Origin of the sequence: Agrobacterium cavarae (assembly GCF_004310285.1) — a bacterium.
In the GTDB taxonomy this organism is placed as follows: Bacteria; Pseudomonadota; Alphaproteobacteria; order Rhizobiales; family Rhizobiaceae; genus Agrobacterium; species Agrobacterium cavarae.
The window spans coordinates 278,356-296,264 of record NZ_SISF01000034.1; the positions used below are offsets into that span (position 1 = coordinate 278,356).

The 17,909-nt window shown below is 57.5% G+C and carries 17 protein-coding genes; 8 read left to right on the forward strand and 9 right to left on the reverse strand.

Translation table 11 applies throughout. From position 1 onward, the window contains the following. Window positions 1-76 precede the first annotated feature (76 nt). Window positions 77-724: an invasion associated locus B family protein gene (locus tag EYC79_RS22190; protein WP_130979532.1), complete on the forward strand. Its 648-nt coding sequence runs from the start codon at window positions 77-79 to the stop codon at window positions 722-724. An 81-nt stretch (window positions 725-805) separates the two neighbouring features. Here EYC79_RS22190 and hspQ read toward each other — a convergent pair whose 3' ends face one another. The 4 genes from hspQ to EYC79_RS22210 form a co-directional block, all read right to left on the reverse strand. After that, on the reverse strand, window positions 806-1,135 hold the full coding sequence (hspQ, locus tag EYC79_RS22195; protein ID WP_062437371.1) for a heat shock protein HspQ: 330 nt from the start codon (window positions 1,133-1,135) through the stop codon (window positions 806-808). A gap of 74 nt (window positions 1,136-1,209) precedes the next feature. After that, window positions 1,210-2,127, reverse strand: a complete 918-nt coding sequence (locus EYC79_RS22200; RefSeq protein ID WP_130979678.1) for a DMT family transporter — start codon at window positions 2,125-2,127, stop codon at window positions 1,210-1,212. Between the two features lie 159 nt (window positions 2,128-2,286). Beyond that, window positions 2,287-3,696, reverse strand: a complete 1,410-nt coding sequence (gene glnA / locus EYC79_RS22205; RefSeq protein ID WP_062437373.1) for a type I glutamate--ammonia ligase — start codon at window positions 3,694-3,696, stop codon at window positions 2,287-2,289. 66 nt (window positions 3,697-3,762) lie between these two features. Then, window positions 3,763-4,101 carry a P-II family nitrogen regulator gene (locus EYC79_RS22210; protein ID WP_007753933.1) on the reverse strand — a complete coding sequence of 113 codons (339 nt, stop codon included), beginning with the start codon at window positions 4,099-4,101 and terminating at the stop codon, window positions 3,763-3,765. A 349-nt stretch (window positions 4,102-4,450) separates the two neighbouring features. Here EYC79_RS22210 and EYC79_RS22215 point away from each other — a divergent pair, with 349 nt between their 5' ends. Next, on the forward strand, window positions 4,451-5,965 hold the full coding sequence (locus tag EYC79_RS22215) for an NAD(P)H-hydrate dehydratase (protein WP_130979533.1): 1,515 nt from the start codon (window positions 4,451-4,453) through the stop codon (window positions 5,963-5,965). A gap of 8 nt (window positions 5,966-5,973) precedes the next feature. Here EYC79_RS22215 and EYC79_RS22220 read toward each other — a convergent pair whose 3' ends face one another. After that, entirely contained in the window at window positions 5,974-7,026 is a 1,053-nt protein-coding gene (locus EYC79_RS22220; RefSeq protein ID WP_130979534.1) for a LacI family transcriptional regulator, read from the reverse strand. Window positions 7,027-7,502: 476 nt separating this feature from the next. On the opposite strand from EYC79_RS22220, the gene EYC79_RS22225 reads away from it, so the two are divergent. The 3 genes from EYC79_RS22225 to EYC79_RS22235 all read left to right on the forward strand — a co-directional run bounded on the left by EYC79_RS22225 (window position 7,503) and on the right by EYC79_RS22235 (window position 11,601). Further along, window positions 7,503-9,959, forward strand: coding sequence for a beta-mannosidase (locus tag EYC79_RS22225; RefSeq protein ID WP_130979535.1), 2,457 nt, complete (start codon window positions 7,503-7,505; stop codon window positions 9,957-9,959). Between the two features lie 86 nt (window positions 9,960-10,045). Further along, entirely contained in the window at window positions 10,046-11,080 is a 1,035-nt protein-coding gene (gene mgrA / locus EYC79_RS22230; RefSeq protein ID WP_130979536.1) for an L-glyceraldehyde 3-phosphate reductase, read from the forward strand. 191 nt (window positions 11,081-11,271) lie between these two features. After that, the gene (locus EYC79_RS22235) at window positions 11,272-11,601 is read left to right on the forward strand and encodes an RcnB family protein (RefSeq protein ID WP_112358301.1); all 330 of its coding nucleotides are present in this window, start codon (window positions 11,272-11,274) and stop codon (window positions 11,599-11,601) included. Between the two features lie 50 nt (window positions 11,602-11,651). Here the strand turns inward: EYC79_RS22235 and EYC79_RS22240 are convergent, their stop codons facing one another. Continuing rightward, window positions 11,652-12,857 (reverse strand): GTP-binding protein, encoded by a 1,206-nt coding sequence (locus tag EYC79_RS22240; RefSeq protein ID WP_130979537.1) that lies wholly within the window; start codon window positions 12,855-12,857, stop codon window positions 11,652-11,654. Between the two features lie 80 nt (window positions 12,858-12,937). Continuing rightward, a complete protein-coding gene (locus EYC79_RS22245; RefSeq protein WP_130979538.1) occupies window positions 12,938-14,014 on the reverse strand; it encodes a zinc ABC transporter substrate-binding protein in 1,077 nt (358 codons plus the stop codon). Window positions 14,015-14,117: 103 nt separating this feature from the next. Between EYC79_RS22245 and EYC79_RS22250 the strand changes: the two genes are divergently transcribed. Genes EYC79_RS22250 through zur form a run of 3 tightly spaced genes read left to right on the forward strand, consistent with a single transcriptional unit; the run spans window position 14,118 to window position 16,286 of the window. After that, on the forward strand, window positions 14,118-15,062 hold the full coding sequence (locus EYC79_RS22250; protein WP_130979539.1) for an ATP-binding cassette domain-containing protein: 945 nt from the start codon (window positions 14,118-14,120) through the stop codon (window positions 15,060-15,062). Next, window positions 15,055-15,870: a zinc ABC transporter permease subunit ZnuB gene (gene znuB, locus EYC79_RS22255; RefSeq protein ID WP_062427390.1), complete on the forward strand. Its 816-nt coding sequence runs from the start codon at window positions 15,055-15,057 to the stop codon at window positions 15,868-15,870. Before EYC79_RS22250 ends, znuB begins: the two co-directional genes overlap by 8 nt. 5 nt (window positions 15,871-15,875) lie before the next feature. Beyond that, window positions 15,876-16,286 (forward strand): zinc uptake transcriptional repressor Zur, encoded by a 411-nt coding sequence (gene zur, locus EYC79_RS22260; protein WP_207774018.1) that lies wholly within the window; start codon window positions 15,876-15,878, stop codon window positions 16,284-16,286. Between the two features lie 36 nt (window positions 16,287-16,322). Here the strand turns inward: zur and EYC79_RS22265 are convergent, their stop codons facing one another. Together EYC79_RS22265 and EYC79_RS22270 are read right to left on the reverse strand one after the other, a co-directional pair. After that, the gene (locus EYC79_RS22265) at window positions 16,323-16,850 is read right to left on the reverse strand and encodes a gamma carbonic anhydrase family protein (protein WP_130979540.1); all 528 of its coding nucleotides are present in this window, start codon (window positions 16,848-16,850) and stop codon (window positions 16,323-16,325) included. 28 nt (window positions 16,851-16,878) lie between these two features. Further along, window positions 16,879-17,568 carry a fumarylacetoacetate hydrolase family protein gene (locus tag EYC79_RS22270; RefSeq protein WP_130979541.1) on the reverse strand — a complete coding sequence of 230 codons (690 nt, stop codon included), beginning with the start codon at window positions 17,566-17,568 and terminating at the stop codon, window positions 16,879-16,881. Window positions 17,569-17,909 lie beyond the last annotated feature (341 nt).

Sequence of the window (17,909 nt, forward strand, 5' to 3'; positions counted from 1 at the left end):
GCAGACGGATACCGGCGATGTTGAGCGGTGCTCACATGAAGCGCTGCTTCGCATAAATTCAGGAGACGGAACTCTTATGATGCAAACTGCAAACACATTCACCCGGGCGGCCCTGTCTGCTCTCGTTCTTTCTCTGGGCGCCGTGTCTGCACCGGCTGTTTCTCAGGCTCAGCAGACTGCCGCTCCGGCAGGCGCTCCGCCGCTGGGCTGGTTCAAGACCTGCAGCAAGCAGGAAGACAATGATGTTTGCGTCGTGCAGAATATCGTTCTTGCCCAGAACGGCCAGATGATCACCGCCGTTGGCCTGATCAGCGTCGAAGGTAAGGTCAACCGTAAGATCCTCCAGGTGTCCGTCCCGACAGCACGTCTTCTGCCCCCAGGCGTCGTCATGCAGATCGATGGCGGCAAGGGCCAGAAGCTCGATTACGCCGTCTGCCTTCCAGACAAGTGCACTGCTGAAGTTCAGCTGACGGATGCGATGATTGCAAGCCTGAAGAAGGGCAACGAAGTCGTCTTCACATCGATCAACTTCCGTCGCGCGCCGAACCCGATCAAGATCGCGCTGAACGGCTTCACCGGTGCTTATGACGGCCAGCCGATCAGCCAGTCCCAGCTTGCCGAAAGCCAGCGTTCGCTGCAGGAAGGCATGCAGAAGAAGGCTGAGGAAGCCCGCAAGAAGCTGGAAGCAGCACAGGACGCTGCCAAGGCCAAGCCTGCAAACTAATCTAATCTGCAGAGATCAAAAAAAAGAACCGGCTTCGTTTGAGGCCGGTTTTTTCGTGTCTGGGTTTTGGGGCTTGCTGGCTCAATGCGTCATGGCCGACTTTGGCCTGAGTTCACCATTGGGAGTGGTGTCGAATATCCGGGTGATATTCGGATTGCGCAATGGCTGCTCGCTCTCGTCATGCACAAGGTTCTGCTCAGAGACGTATGCGACGTATTCCGTCTCATCGTTTTCCGCCAGCAGGTGGTAGAACGGCTGGTCGCGGTCGGGGCGGATCTCAGCCGGGATCGCGTTCCACCATTCCTCGGTATTTGCGTATTCGGGATCAACGTCGAATATCACACCGCGGAACGGAAACACCTTGTGGCGAACGACCTCGCCGATGGTAAATTTTGCGTTTCGTTGTTTCATGGCATGTCATCCTTTCCCCGTATAATTTGGGGTATGATGCGGAAATATCAAGATGTAGCGGTCTCAAGCGCCTGTCAGCGGATTTTTCCCAAGGGTGCCGTTGCGAGAACCACGCCTCCTGTCACAAGTATAATGCCCACCGCATGATATGGTTCGAATGTCTCGCCAAGAAACAACACGGCCATGACGATGGATACTGGCGGCATCATGTAAAGCGTAATGCCGGCTGTAACCGGTCCGAAGACGCGGACCGTATGCGTGAAGCAGTAGAAGGCCGCGATCGACGCAAAGAGAATGATACCACCAATTTTTGCCCAGGCCGTCGGCGTCGAGGGTAAAAGGCCGCCGTTGAAAAGTTCCATGCCAGCGAGTGGCGCAAGAACAAGAGCGCCGGAAAAGGCGATCGTGCCAAAGAGGCTGAGCGATGCGAGGTCGCGCGCGGCGGGATCACGCAGCAGCAGGGAGTAGATTGCGAAGGCGATGGCGCCGCTCAGGATTGCGAGATCGCCAATGTTGAAATTCAATGCCCATAGTTGCGAGATATCTCCCTTCAGAACAATCTCCGCCACGCCGGCAAAGGCAATGAGCATGCCGATGAGTTCGAGCCGTCTGATCGGTCGCGCCTGGAAGATGCGCTGAAAGATGATGATGAAGAGCGACGATGTCGTATAAATCAGCGTGCCGTTGGCGGCCGAGGTTTTTGTCAGCCCCCAATAGACCACGCCACCACACACCGCCATGCCAAGCGCGCCGAGCACAAACCAGAGCAGTGTCTTCTTGCGGATGAGGGTGACGCAGGCGCGCCAGTCGCTCAGAATGAAGGGAAGCACGAAAAGGGTGGATAGCGACCAACGCAGAAATGCCGTGGTGAAGGGTGAGACTTCGCCGCTGATGCCGCGCCCGAATATCACATTGCTGGAGAAGAAGAAGGGAACGGCCAGAAAGATCAGCCAGTCACGCAGGCGAGGGGACGGGGCGGGGCTCATCGGCATTTCCAGTTTTCGCATGTGAGCAGACTACTCATCGGCGACCTGTTCGTTGGAAAGAGAAAGGCGCCCCGCAGGGCGCCTCAAGTCGTTCGATGGGCATATATCCCGCCAGGATGGCACAGGTTTGAGAAAGGCGCTCCGAAGAGCGCCTCACGCGAACCTTTACGCCGAATAGTACATGTCGAATTCGACCGGGTGCGGGGTCATTTCGAAACGCATGACTTCCTGCATCTTCAGTTCGATGAAGGCATCGATCTGGTCGTCGTCGAACACGCCACCAGCGGTCAGGAACTTGCGGTCCCTGTCTAGGCTTTCGAGCGCTTCACGCAGGCTGCCGCAGACCGTTGGGATCTTCTTCAGTTCCTTTGGCGGCAGGTCGTAAAGATCCTTGTCCATCGGCTTGCCGGGATGGATCTTGTTCTTGATGCCGTCGAGCCCTGCCATCAGCATGGCAGCGAAGCCGAGATAGGGGTTCTGGGTCGGGTCCGGGAAGCGGACTTCGACGCGCTTTGCCTTCGGGTTGGAGCCGAACGGAATGCGGCACGATGCCGAGCGGTTGCGTGCCGAGTAGGCGAGCAGAACCGGCGCTTCATAGCCCGGGACCAGACGCTTGTAGGAGTTGGTCGTCGGGTTGGTGAAAGCGTTGATCGCCTTGGCGTGCTTGATGATGCCGCCGATGTAATAGAGGCAGGTCTCGGAGAGGCCGGCATATTCATCGCCTGCGAAGGTTGGCTTGCCACCCTTCCAGATGGACTGGTGAACGTGCATGCCCGAACCGTTGTCGCCATAGATCGGCTTCGGCATGAAGGTTGCCGTTTTGCCGTAGGCGTTTGCGACCTGGTGGACCACATACTTGTAGATCTGCATCTTGTCGGCGCTGGAGACCAGCGTGTCGAACTTGACGCCGAGTTCGTGCTGCGCAGAGGCGACTTCGTGGTGGTGCTTTTCAACGACCACGCCCATTTCGCCAAGAACCGTCAGCATCTCGGAACGCATGTCCTGGAGGCTGTCGACTGGCGGTACTGGGAAGTAGCCACCCTTGACGCGCGGACGGTGACCAAGGTTGCCGGTCTCGTAATCCGTATCGTCGTTAGACGGCAGTTCGGACGAGTCGAGCTTGAAGCCGGTGTTGTAGGGATCGGCCTTGTACTTCACGTCGTCGAAGACGAAGAATTCAGGCTCGGGACCAACGAAAACCGTGTCACCGATACCCGACGCCTTGAGGTAGGCTTCAGCCTTCTTGGCCGTGCCGCGCGGGTCGCGGTTGTAGGATTCGCCGGAGATCGGATCGAGAATATCGCAGATGATGACCATGGTGGACTGCGCGAAGAACGGGTCCATATGAACAGTGGCCGGATCCGGCATCAGCACCATGTCGGACTCGTTGATGGCTTTCCATCCTCCGATGGAAGAGCCGTCGAACATGACGCCGTCGGCAAACATGTCCTCGTCCACACAGGCCACGTCCATGGTGACGTGCTGCAGCTTGCCCTTTGGGTCTGTAAAGCGCAGGTCGACGAATTTTACATCGTTGTCCTTGATCTGCTTCAAGATATCATTGGCGGTGGTCATAGCAATTTTCCTTGAGTGGTAATGTTCAACCCGGTGAAGCATGAGCCTTTTTCGGCTCGTCTTTTTTTAAATGGCGTCAACACCCGTTTCACCCGTACGAATACGGATAACCTCTTCCACATTCGAGACGAAAATCTTTCCGTCGCCGATGCGCCCTGTCTGAGCGGCATTGCGAATCGCTTCGATCACAGCGTCCGCATTTTCATCTGCAAGCACCACCTCGACCTTCACCTTCGGCAGAAAGTCGACGACATATTCTGCGCCGCGATAAAGTTCAGTATGGCCTTTTTGACGACCAAAGCCCTTGGCTTCCGTAACCGTTATTCCCTGGAGTCCGACTTCCTGAAGGGCTTCCTTCACTTCATCGAGCTTGAAAGGCTTAATGATCGCTTCGATCTTTTTCATGAGAAAATATCTCTCCGCTTCTCCCGTTAAAGCGGTCTGTCCGCTCCGCCACAAGAATGCACGTATCGTGCCAGATCGGAAGCCGCTTTGGATAAAAAATCTGCGAAATCTGACCTTGAAGGGAACAATTCCGCGCGGTCTGAGCATGTTGAGTCCACAACATGCTCCCCAACCGCGCCAAATATGGCAGAATTCCTCGGAAGCGGCCACAATTACAATTCGTTAGCCTACACGCCCCAACGTCGTCTGTTTGCTAAAAAAATGATCATTTGACTTATTTTTAGTCTTTCCTGCTTGCCTTAAAAAGCGCCGGTTGCGTTTCGCCGCATTTTCCGATGAGGTGCGAATTATGACTCATTCCGTTCAATATCGTCTCGTCGATCCGGTTGCTATGAGCCGCATTGATGCCGCCGCTGAAGCCAGCGGACTTTCCATCATCTCGCTGATGGAGCGTGCAGGACAAGCGGTCGCTGCTTGCGCATTGCGGCACTATCCTGAAGCGCGCCGATACGCTGTGCTTTGTGGAGCCGGCAACAATGGCGGCGACGGTTTTGTTGCCGCCCGCGCGCTTCGCGACGCGGGGGCGGATGTCGCGGTTTTCGTGTTTGGCGATATGGTCAAGCTCAAAGGTGCCGCCCAGCAGGCTCATGAGGCGTGGATCGAAGTTTCGGGCGATATCGGCAATCAATCGCTCGCTGCATTCACGCCGCGTGATGGCGATGTGATCATCGACGGCATTTTCGGCGCTGGTCTTTCGCGCGATGTTCCGCCGGAAGTTGCTGCGGTTATTCGCGCTGTGGGGCACGCAGGAACACCAGTCGTTGCGATTGATCTTCCCTCGGGGCTCTGCGGCCGCCGGGGTGTTGCCCTCGGCTCTGCATTCAAGGCTGCCCGGACAGTCACCTTCGTGGCAAAGAAGCCGGGACATGTGCTGATGCCGGGACGAGAGTTTTGCGGTGCGCTGGAGGTGTTCGATATCGGTATTCCTCGACGCATCGTCGAAGCGAATGTCGGAGCTCTATGGGAAAACTCCCCCGACCTCTGGAAGAGTTATCTTGTCCATGATGATGTGGAGACGCACAAGTTCAAACGCGGTCATCTGACGGTCTTCGCAGGTCCTTCACATTCGACCGGTGCTGCTCGAATGACGGCGATGTCCGGCTTGCGGGCGGGCGCCGGGATCGTAACGATCGCGGCTCCAGAAGAGGCGATCCCCGTTCTTTCGGCGACACTCACGGCGGTGATGGTGACACCGATCGACGATCGAGACGCTCTCGGGGATTGGGCTGAAGACGAACGCCATGGGACTTATGTTCTGGGGCCTGGTTTTGGCGATCTGGAAAAAGCCAGAGCGTTCGTGGCGCTCCTCAAGGATCGCGCGCTCGTGCTCGATGCCGATGGCATCACGGCCTTCAAGGACGACACTCTCAAGCTCTTCTCGCTCTTCACCGAAGACGCGCCTAGGATCATGACGCCGCACGAGGGCGAGTTTGCACGACTGTTCCCGGATGTTCATGCGGATGACACACTAAGCAAAATCGAAAAGGCGCAAGCCGCTGCCAAATGCAGCAATGCCGTCATCATCTACAAGGGAGCAGATACGGTGATTGCAGCTCCCGATGGTCGGGCAGGCGTTAACACCAACGCACCCTCATCGCTGGCAACGGCAGGATCTGGCGATGTGCTGGCCGGTATCTGCGGTGCGCTTTTGGCGCAGCAGGTGCCGGCATTCGAAGCGGCGGCCGCTGCGGTGTGGTTGCATGGGGAGATGGGGCGGAGCCTCGGGCCGGGCTTGATCGCCGAAGATCTGGCATCGGCGGTACGGCCATTCGAGGCTTTCGAGGCGAGGGCCAGGACAGGCTGACGAGTGTGTTACAGCTTGGGCGTATGGCTGGACCAGACGGGCTTGCTGATCGTCTGAAGTTCCGAGGTTGGCCTGCCTTCGATGCGTGCCAGGACGGCACGGGCAAGTTCGCGACCCGCCAGCTTGATATCCTCGTTCATCGTGTGGATTTCTGGTCGGAGCCAGTTGAGGAAGTCGGCGGACTGTTTCGACACGATATCCACATCCGTTCCGATCTTCTTGCCACTCGCTTCGATCCCGGCCACGATCGCAATCGTCGAACTGCCGCTGATCGACACGATGCCATCCGGCACATCGCTGCCGCTCATCAACCGTGCGGTTTCCTCCTTCAGCTCTTCCAACGGGGTGTCGTTGTTGATGTTGGGCAAAGCGAATTCGGTGATTCCAAAGTCTTTCAATCCACGCTCAAATCCGCGACGGGCAAAGTCGTGATAGGAGAACTGGCTTTGCGGCAGCAGCACGGCCACGCGTTTCCTGCCGCACTGGGCTAAGCGCTTCATCGCCTCGTAGACATAGGCTTCGTTATCGAAGTCATGAAAGGGGTGATCGATGCCCATGCTGCTTCTGCCATGGGTGGCAAAGGGCATGTTGCGCTCGGTCATCAGGCGCACGCGTGGATCTTCCGGGCGGACCTTGGAAATGATGACGCCATCTGCCGATCCCGTCTCCAGAATGTAGCGGATCGGGGTCATCGTGTCCTTGGCATGCGTGTGGGGTGTGACGACGAGATGGTAGGGCGTGTTGGTCAAAACCTCGGTGATGCCGAAGACCATCTGCGAGGTAAAACCCATCAACTCTTCGTCGACGCTGAGCACCAGCGCAATGACATTAGTCTTGCCGGTGCGAAGGCGAACGCCGGCGCGGTTTGGCTGATAGCCGATCTGGCGGGCGACACGCCGCACGCGCTCCTTGGTATCCGCCCCGATATCGGGTGCGTCTTTCAAGGCGCGCGAGACTGTGGTGATGCCGAGACCCGTCATATAGGCAATGGTCTTGAGCGTCGGGCGTTCATTGGACGAAAGCGCTTGGCCGCCTGCTTCTATGTCCGTGCTATCGTTCATTTGCCGCCGCCTCCCATAACCGGACGGGCATCGTAGTGCGGTTTTATTCCATTGCAAAGCTCAAGGTGTCGTAACCGGTACGGCTTGTGACTTGGAGTGTCTGAAACGATGCAGGTCGGACGGCGTGAGAGAGGTTGAAACGTGGGTATAGGGAAACGCAATAGCTGGACATAGGGACGCGAGCGTCGGCTTGATTGGTTCCTAAAAGACCTTAAAAAATGCTTCTAATGATATGATATGTATAATATATGTTGATATATCCTATCTGATATCGACTGACATAAATCCCGATGTGTGTTGATAGAACTTTTCGGGCGTGACGGTCATAGTTTTTTACGATAACGTTTCTGCCCGGAGGAGTTCTCGATCTGATTTTTCATGGCTGCGGAAGGAGCGACGACTCGTTTTTACCGCAATGCTGACAGTGGATGGAGTCGCAACGCCATGGCCGTTGCGTAATAAGCAGGGCAGTGAAAATGGCATCAACTTACGCAAGCGATCTCGTTATCGATCTTTCAGGCCAGTGGCGTCTGGCATCGGCCGAGGGTGATCATGCAACCACCATGACGATCCCGGGTGACGTCCATACGGCGCTCCATGAGGCGTCGATCATTCCCGATCCCTACTTTGGCCGCAACGAGAACGACGTGCAGTGGGTGGCGCATCGCGACTGGATCATCGAACGCCGTTTCACGGTCGATGAGGTCGATGCCGACTGGTATCTTGATATCGACAATCTCGACACGGTGGCCGTCGTCTTCGTCAATGATGTGCCGGTGCTTGCAGCCGACAATTGTTTCCGTCGCTACCGACCGGACGTGTCCTCGGCTCTCCAGCCGGGTGAAAACGTCATCCGTATCCATTTCCATTCCAGCATCAAGGCAGGCGCCGATCGTCAGGCGGCTCAGCCTTTTTATGTGCCGTATCACCCGGGCAACTCACCCATCCCCAACGGCAATCTTCTGCGTAAACCGCAGTGCCATTTCGGCTGGGATTGGAACATTGCGATCGCGCCGCTCGGCCTTTATGGAAACATCATGCTGCGCCGGCTTGAGACAGCGCGTATCGAGCATGTCACGACCACACAGCATCACAAGGATGGCGGCGTTGAACTGCATGTCGAGGTCACACTTCATGCAGCCCAGCCTGCCAGCCTGCCGGTGCATCTGTCGCTCGGCGATGAACGGCTACGCCTCGATTGTGGCGTCTCCGCAGGTAAAACGGTCATCCGCCACGTGTTCTTCGTCGAGAATCCCAAGCTCTGGTGGCCGGCAGGCAGTGGCGAGCAGGCGCTCTATACGCTCAGCGTCGAGTTGCCAGACGAGACGATGAGCCGTCAGATCGGCTTGCGCACAGTCGAGCTTCTGACCGACAAGGATGAGGCCGGCAGCCGTTTCGCACTTCGCGTCAATGGCCGCGAGATCTTCTGCCGCGGTGCCAACTGGATCCCGTCGGATGCGCTGTTTTCACTCTCAAGTGCAGAAAAGACGGAAGACCTGCTTCTGTCCGCGGTCGAAGCCAATATGAATATGATCCGCGTCTGGGGCGGTGGCTTCTACGAGCCGGACTGGTTCTATGATCTCTGCGACCGGCTGGGCCTGATGGTCTGGCAGGATTTCATGTTTGCCTGCAATCTTTACCCTTGCACCGAAGACTTCCTCGACAACGTCGAGCTCGAGGTCGATTACCAGGTGAAGCGGTTGGCCTCGCATCCATCGATCGCGCTCTGGTGCGGCGACAATGAACTCGTTGGCGCGCTGAACTGGTTCGAAGAGTCCCGCAACAATCGCGACCGCTATCTTGTCGCCTATGATCGCCTCAACCGCACCATCGAGCGCGCGCTGAGGAAGGCGGCGCCGTCGGCCATCTGGTGGCCGTCAAGCCCGGCCTCCGGTTATCTGGACTATGGCGATGCATGGCACGCGGATGGTTCGGGCGACATGCATTACTGGTCCGTCTGGCACGAGAACAAATCCTTCGATGATTACCGGACGGTGCGTCCGCGGTTCTGCTCGGAGTTCGGTTTCCAGTCTTATACGTCCATGCCGATTATCCGCACCTATGCGGACAACAAGGACATGAACATCGCGTCGCCTGTGATCGAGCTCCATCAGAAGAATGCGGGCGGCAATGAGCGCATTGCCGGAACGATGTTCCGCTATTTCCGCTTCCCGAAGGACTTCGAGAACTTCGTCTATGTCAGCCAGGTGCAACAGGCGCTCGCGATCAAGACGGCCGTCGAATATTGGCGTTCGCTCAAACCCCATTGCATGGGCACGCTATATTGGCAGCTGAACGACACCTGGCCCGTCGCCTCGTGGTCGAGTCTCGACTATGGCGGTAGCTGGAAAGCCCTGCATTATGCGGCAAGGCGCTTCTTCCAGCCGGTTGCCGTGTCAGCCGTTCCGTCTGAAGACGGTCAGTCGGTTTGCTTCTCCATGGTCAACGATACGTTGGATGACGTCGAAATCGACATGAACATCTTTGCGCTGGCGCTCGATGGCGTTCGGATTCCGCTGAAATCTGCCAGCGGTACCTGCGGACCGGATGCCGCATCGCTCTTCACCGAGATCGACCTGGACCAAATTCCAGCCGGCGCGATGCTGTCCTGGAATTTCATCGCCTCCAACGGCATGTTGGGCGAGGGGCATCACGTGCGTGACACCTACAAGGCGCTCGATCTGCGGCCCTCGGGTCTCAGCCATCAGGTGACGGCGCTGGACAATGGGGACTTCGAGGTGGAGGTTGAGGCGCAAGGCCTTGCGCTCTTCGTGATGGTGGAAGCCGATATCGCCGGGCGCTATTCTGACAACCTCTTCGATTTGGCTGCGGGAGAAAGCCGTCGCATCGTCTTCTCGCCAAGCGACAAGTCGCAGACGGCCAAGCCGTCGTTTAAGCTCTTCGATCTGTACACGTCGCAGTCACAGGCTTGAAAGCCGACTATGATCTTCTAATCTGACTGCACCACGATCCGCCGCCTTCGCGGCGGATCAGCGATTCCACACAAGGGAGGAAAACCATGGCCTGGCAACCGGCTGAAAACCGCTACGCATCCATGAAGTACAATCATTGCGGCCGCACCGGCCTCAAGCTTCCGGCCATATCGCTTGGTCTCTGGCACAATTTCGGCAACGATTTTTCCCATAAGACGAAGCAGGAGATTTGCCGCAAAGCCTTCGATCTCGGCATCACCCATTTCGATCTTGCGAACAATTACGGTCCGCCTCCAGGCAGCGCCGAGAGCGCCTTCGGCGAAATCCTCAAAACCGATTTTGCCGGTTATCGCGACGAGCTGATCATCTCCTCCAAGGCGGGATACAATATGTGGCCCGGTCCTTATGGCGAATGGGGTAGCCGCAAATATCTGATCTCATCCTGCGACCAGAGCCTCAAGCGCATGGGTCTCGACTATGTCGATATCTTCTATTCCCACCGTTTCGATCCGGACACGCCGCTGGAGGAGACGTGCGGTGCGCTCGATCACATCGTGCGGTCGGGCAGGGCGCTCTATGTCGGCATATCGTCGTATAATTCTCAGCGCACCCGTGAGGCTGCGGCGATCCTGAAAGATCTCGGTACGCCCTGCATCATCCATCAGCCGAGCTATTCGATGATCAACCGCTGGATCGAGGAGGACGGCCTTGTCGATACGCTGGAAGAACTCGGCATCGGCTCCATCGTCTTTTCTCCGCTGGCACAGGGCATGCTGACGACGAAGTATCTGAACGGCGTGCCGGATGCGAGCCGCGCCAGCCAGAACAAGTCGCTCAACCCTGCCTTCCTCAATGATCGCAATATCGAGAATATACGCGGGCTGAATGCCATCGCCGAACGGCGTGGACAGACGCTGGCGCAGATGGCGATTGCCTGGGTTCTGCGCGGCGGTCACATCACCTCTGCACTGATCGGTGCAAGCCGACCTGAACAGGTGGAAGATTGCGTGAAGGCTCTCGATAAGCCGGACTTCACCGCGGACGAACTGGCCGAAATCGATCGCTATGCACGTGATGCGGATATCAACCTTTGGGCCAAATCCGCCGAACTGAAAAAGTAAGGCAAGAGGACCGCTCGGGCATTTTAGCCCGAGCGGCCAACCGTCGACTTGTTGGTCACATTAGAGATTGTGAACTTTAATTTCTTCCTCTAAGTCTTAGTCAACATTACGATATTGTAATTTCGTGCTTCAGTTTCCGTTCATCCTCGGCGCGGTAGGGTCATCCCATCAGAACAGGAAAGGAAACATCCATGAAAAAGCTCGTCACCGTATTTCTGGCTGCGACAATTCTCGCGGCGCCGATGGCCCAGGCGCAGGGTCGCCATGACTACGGGCATGACCGCCGTGGGGTTCACGAACGGACTGTCACGACCAAGAAGGTGATCATCAAGAAGCACCGCTGGGACCGCGGTCAGCGTTTGACGCCTGCTCAGCGACGTCACTTCGTCGACCGTCGTGAATATCGCCGCTATCACCTCAGAGAACCGCGCCGCAATGAGCGCTGGGTGCGCGTCGACAACCAGTTCCTGTTGATCAATGCCGTCAGCGGCCTGATCATCGGCCTCGCCGCAGCGCGGTAAGCAATGAACAGAAGAGCGGGCGTTTTGAGCGCCCGCTTTCTTTTGCAGTGTCAGGCTGCCTGTCTGTTCCAATCGGGGAATGGATCGTTCAGGGTCTGCCAGGCATCCGGCGTAAAGCTTTTGGCATCGACGAGGCAGGCATCGAGTTCGTGGCGAAGTGCTGCCTCGCTCATGGGGTCGGCGCCGATGAAGACGATCTCTTGTCGCCTGTCTCCCCAGATATTGTCCATGTAAGGTGCCAGCATCTTCTCGAAGCTCGGATCATCCGGCCAACGTGTTTTTGGCACGGAGGACCACCAGAGCCCCATCTTGCCGGTTTTCACCAAGGCGCCCGCCTGGCTGATTTCGCCGACATGGTTGGGCCGCGTAGCCAGCCAGAAGAAGCCCTTGGCGCGGATGACACCCGGCCAGTCGCGGTTGATGAAGGCATGGAAGCGAGCGGGGTCGAAGGGCCTCTTTGCCCGATAAACGAAGGAGCGGATACCGTATTCTTCCGTTTCCGGTATGTGGCCCTTGAAGCCATGCAACTCCTTGAACCAGAGCGGATGCGTTTCGGCCTTGGCAAAATCGAAAAGGCCAGTGCCGAGTATCACCGCTGAATCGACTTGTCCGAAATCGGCCTCAACAAGACGGGCGTCGGGATTGAGACCGACGACGATCTTGCGGGCAGCATCAAGCTCTGCGGGGCTCGCGGCCGAGACCTTGTTCAGCACCACGACATTGGCAAATTCGATTTGTTCGACCAGGAGATCGACGAGCGTCCGATTGTCACCTTCGCCCGCCGTTTCGCCGCGATCCGCCAGAAAGTCCGCCGAGCCATAGTCCTTGAGCAGATTGGCGCAATCGACAACTGTGACCATGGTATCAAGCTGCGCGACATCCGATAGGCTGTCACCCTTGTCGTCACGGAAGTCGAATGTGGCCGCAACCGGCAGCGGTTCGGCAATGCCGGTGGACTCGATCAGCAGGTAATCGAAACGATCCTGCTCAGCCAATTGCCTGACTTCGTTCAACAGGTCGTCTCTCAGCGTGCAACAGATGCAGCCATTTGTCATCTCGACCAGCTGCTCCTGCGTTCGTGACAGGTTCGCTCCGCCATCGCGAATAAGAGCCGCATCGATGTTGACTTCGCTCATATCGTTGACGATCACCGCGACCCGCAGTCCCTCGCGATTACCGAGAATATGATTGAGAAGAGTGGTTTTGCCGGCTCCGAGAAAGCCTGACAGGACTGTAACAGGCAGCTTCTTTTTCATATCACAACCTCATTTGTTATAACATTACATAGACGGTCCGAAAGAAGGGCGGTCCGTGCCGCCCTTTGTCTCTCGTCAGATTAGGACAGGCAGTTCTTCAGCGAATTGGCGATGCCGCGCATCAGCTTGAAATAGAGATCGGGTCCCGCTTCCAGCGTGCCGGCCTCCGGATCAAGCGTACCGGATTTGGCGTTGGTGCCTTCGATCACGACGTTGACCAGTTTCGGCTCGAATTGCGGTTCGGCGAATACGCAGGTCGCGTTGAGTTCCTTGACCTTGGCCTGGATCTGCTTGATGCGGTCGGCACCCGGCATGTTTTCAGGGCTCACGGTGATGGAGCCTGCCGTCTTCACACCATAACGGTGTTCGAAATACTGGTAGGCATCATGGAAAACGATGAAGGGCTTGTCCTTGATCGGCGCGACGGTTGCCGCAAGTTCCTTGTCGAGCGCGTCGAGATTGTCGACCAGCTTCTTGGTGTTTTCCTGGTAGGTCTTGGCATTGGCGGGATCGGCGGTCATTAGCGTCTTTTCGATTTCCGTCGCCATGGCCCTTGCATTGGCAGGATCCAGCCAAAGATGCATGTCGTATTCGCCGTGGTCGTGTCCGTCCTCATGGGCATGGGCGTGTTCACCTTCATGCGCGTGGTCGTGACCCTTTTCGCCTTCATGCGCATGATCATGCCCCTCATGATCGTGCCCATCATGGTCGTGCTTATCGTCGCCCTCATGGGCATGGTCGTGACCTTCCGCTTCCGCATGGTCATGACCTTCGTGTTCGCCATGGTCATGGGCTTCGAATGGGCCGCCTTCACGGAAACTCAGCTTTTCGATGCCGGGCGCGTCGTCCAGTTCGATAACTGTTGCCTTTCCGGCCAGCGATTCCAGCGGCTTTTCCAGAAACTTTTCCAGTCCGTCACCGACCCAAAACACAACATCTGCATTTTCGAGCGCCTTGGCATTGGACGGCTTGAGGCTATAGGTGTGGGGTGACGCACCGCCATCGACGATGACCTGGGGCACTGCGACGCCTTCCATGATGGCTGCCACCAGCGAGTGGATCGGCTTGATCGACACAACGACATTCGGCGCGGCCATGGCGTTGGATGCGCCGATCGTGGCGGCAGAGGCGAGGAGGAGGGCGGCGAGTGACTTCATAGGGTATGCTCCACTTGTATCGAAATGTAATGTTATTACATAAGTTGCGTAACGCTATAACGTATGCCATAGCCATGTGCAACAGCCGCAATCGGAAAATCCCATGCTTCATTCTCCGGCCAAAAACGACGGAAATCTCGTCTCCCTGTCCAGTGCAGGCGTGAGACGCAGCGGGCGTTGGCTGGTGCGCGGCGTCGACTTTTCCGTCCGTCGCGGTGAGATCGTGACGCTGATTGGACCGAATGGCTCTGGCAAGTCCACGAGTGCCAAGATGGCGATTGGCGTGATGAAGCCGGATGAAGGAAAGGTCGAGCGTTTGGCTGGCCTGAAGGTTGGCTACGTGCCGCAAAAGCTCTCCGTCGACTGGACGATGCCCTTGACCGTCTGGCGGCTGATGACGCTGACCGGAGCCTTGCCGCCAAGGGAAATCGACGCCGCCTTGAATGCCACCGGCATTGCGCATCTCGCCAAGGCCGAGGTCCAGCATCTGTCAGGTGGAGAGTTCCAGCGTGCGCTTCTGGCGCGTGCGATTGCCCGCAAGCCCGATCTGCTCGTTCTGGATGAGCCGGTTCAGGGTGTGGATTTTTCCGGCGAGATTGCGCTTTATGATCTTATCAAGACCATCCGCAATTCCACCGGCTGCGGCATTCTCCTGATCTCTCACGATCTGCACGTGGTGATGGCGGAGACCGATACGGTCATTTGCCTGAATGGCCATGTCTGCTGCCGCGGCACGCCGCAGGCCGTGAGCCAGAGCCCGGAATATATGCGCCTCTTCGGCGGTGCGGCTGCCAAGGGGCTGGCAGTCTATAGCCACCACCATGATCACACCCATCTGCCGGATGGGCGCGTCATGCATTCCGACGGCTCGGTGACGGACCATTGCCATCCCGATGACGGGCACCATCATGAGCATGATCACACCCATGATCACGTCCACGCTCATAATCATTCCCATGACGAACATGAGGATGCCTGCGGCTGCGGTCATCATCATGGTCATCGCTCTGATGACACGACCCATGCGCCCGGGGTGAAACATGTTTGACGACTTCTTCATCCGCGCCATCTTTGCAGGCGTCGGCGTTGCGCTGACCGCCGGGCCGCTTGGCTGCTTCGTGGTCTGGCGGCGCATGGCCTATTTCGGCGATACCATGGCCCATTCCGCGCTTTTGGGTGTGGCTCTCTCGCTGCTGTTTCAATTGAACCTGATCGTCAGCGTTTTTCTTGTTGCCGCCGCGGTGTCTCTACTGTTGCTCTTGCTGCAACGGCGTCAGGCTCTGTCAGCAGATGCGCTGCTGGGTATCCTGTCGCATTCCGCACTTGCCTTTGGTCTCGTTATCGTTGCCTTCATGACATGGGTCCGGATCGATCTCGTCGCCTTTCTGTTCGGCGATATTCTTGCGGTCTCGGTCACCGATATTCAGATGGTCTGGGGCGGCGGAATCCTTGTGCTCCTGGCGATCGTCTATCTCTGGAAGCCGCTTCTGGCCTCGACGGTCAATGCCGAGTTGGCAGAGGCGGAAGGACTGCGGCCGGAACGTTCGAAGCTTCTCTTTATGCTGCTGATGGCGCTCGTCATTGCCATCGCCATGAAGATCGTCGGCATCATGCTGATCACATCGTTGCTGATCATTCCAGCAGCAACGGCCAGACGCTTCTCGTCGACACCGGAAATCATGGCGGTGCTGGCGTCGCTCATCGGTGCCGTCGCCGTCATCGGCGGACTGATGGGATCGTTGCAATATGACACGCCGTCCGGCCCGTCGATTGTCGTTGCCGCCGTCTTGCTTTTCGTCTTGAGTCTTTTGCCTGTGCCGGGACGGTCGCGCAGTGCCGAGCAGGGAGTGAACTGATGAACATGAATACGAATGCGAAGAACCTCACCCGCAACCAGTCGCTGGTCTACGACGCGCTCTCCCGCTCGCAGGCGCCCCTCAGTGCCTATGTGATCCTAGACAAGCTGAGGGACAGCGGCTTTCGCGCACCCCTGCAGGTTTATCGTGCGTTGGAAAAGCTGATCGAGTTCGGTCTGGTCCACCGGTTGGAGAGCCTGAACGCTTTCGTAGCCTGCTCCCACACAAGCGCGGATTGCTGCACCCATCACCATGGCACGGTGGCCTTCGCCATCTGCAACGCCTGCGGCCAGGTGACGGAGTTCCACGATCACGAGATCGATCATCGCCTTGGCGATTGGGTCAAGGGACAGAAGTTCAAGGCGGAAAAGACGACGATCGAGATCCGTGGTCTTTGCGAGGCCTGTGCGGCCTAGTCTCAAAAGTACGAGGCTGGAAGGTATGCGGGCAGCCTAGACAGGCTTCAGTTCTTCGGCAAAGCGCTTCCAGTTGGCCACATATTTTTCTGCCGATTTTTTGATGCCCTCGGCGGCCTTTTCATCCAGTGTGCGGACGACGCGGGCAGGTGAACCGACGATCAGGGAATTGTCGGGGAACTCCTTGCCCTCGGTGACGAGCGCATTGGCGCCGACGAGGCAGTTTTTGCCGATCTTCGCACCGTTCAGGATGGTTGCGCCCATGCCGATCAGGGTGTTGTCGCCGATCGTGCAGCCGTGGATGATGGCGTGGTGGCCGATGGTGCAGTCCTCGCCGATCGTTGCGGGAAAACCCGGATCGCTGTGCACCATGACGCCTTCTTGAATGTTCGTGCCGCGGCCAACCGTCATTGGCTCGTTATCGCCGCGCAACGTCGCGCCGAACCAGATACCGACATCGTCACCCAGGGTGACGGAGCCGATGACATTGGCATCCGGCGCGATCCAGTATCGATCCGCCGCTGGCAGGTTGGGCACTCTCGTTCCGAGGCGATAGACTGGCATAGGCGGATCTCCGATTTCTGTTCGGGTGTCAGACGACCCTGACCGTCAATCTGCCGACGCCATCCACGCCGCACTCCATGATGTCGCCCTTGACAACTGGGCCGACGCCAGCCGGCGTGCCGGTCATGATCACATCGCCAGCGGCCAGCGTGAAGACCTTCGACAGTTCGGCGATGATTTCCGCAGTCTTCCAGATCATCTGGTCGAGATCGCCGGATTGCTTGCGCGCGCCGTTCACATCGAGCCACACCGCACCCTTGTCCGGATGTCCGATCTTCGAGGCCGGAACGAGTGGCGAGATCGGTGCGGAGAATTCAAAGGCCTTTGCGCCTTCCCAGGATCTGCCCATCTTTTTCAGTCCGTCCTGCATGTCGCGGCGGGTCATGTCGATACCGACACCATAGCCCCAGACGTGATCGAGCGCGTTCTCCACCGAGATGGTCGAGCCGCCGCTTTTCAGTGCGACAACACATTCGACTTCGTAATGAACGTTGGAAGAGAGGGGCGGGTAGGGAAAGTCTTGGCCGGCGGGCAGCAGGTTGTCCGCGTTCTTCTGGAAGAAGAAGGGAGGCTCGCGGGATGGATCATGGCCCATCTCGATGGCGTGGTCCGCGTAGTTACGCCCAACGCAATAGACCCGCCGCACGGGGAAGGTTTCGTTCGTGCCTTCGACGGGCAGAAGAACGGGTTGGGGGGCGGGGATTACTGTTGCGGACATAATGGCACTCCTTCTTGGGAGTGGTGTTGTCCCGCAATTTTAAGGTGATTTCCAGTCCAAACTTTTTGGGTTGTTCGTCTTCAGGACAAGAGCCACACGACACAGCCGCCTACGACAATGAAGGCGACGATGACCGCTAGCGACCGGCCAACACCCGCATTGGTGTTGCTATCGGCGCCAACGATGCTCTAGTAGAGAGACTTCTCGTCGCTCTTCTCACTCATCATGATCTCCCCAGAATCTTGTGACACCGTGTTTCACAAACCCTCTCGATCATTGAGGGTTCCGCTTCGTGCATCGCGGATTTGAAAAGACGCGGCTAGATCGCTCAGCCATTCCGC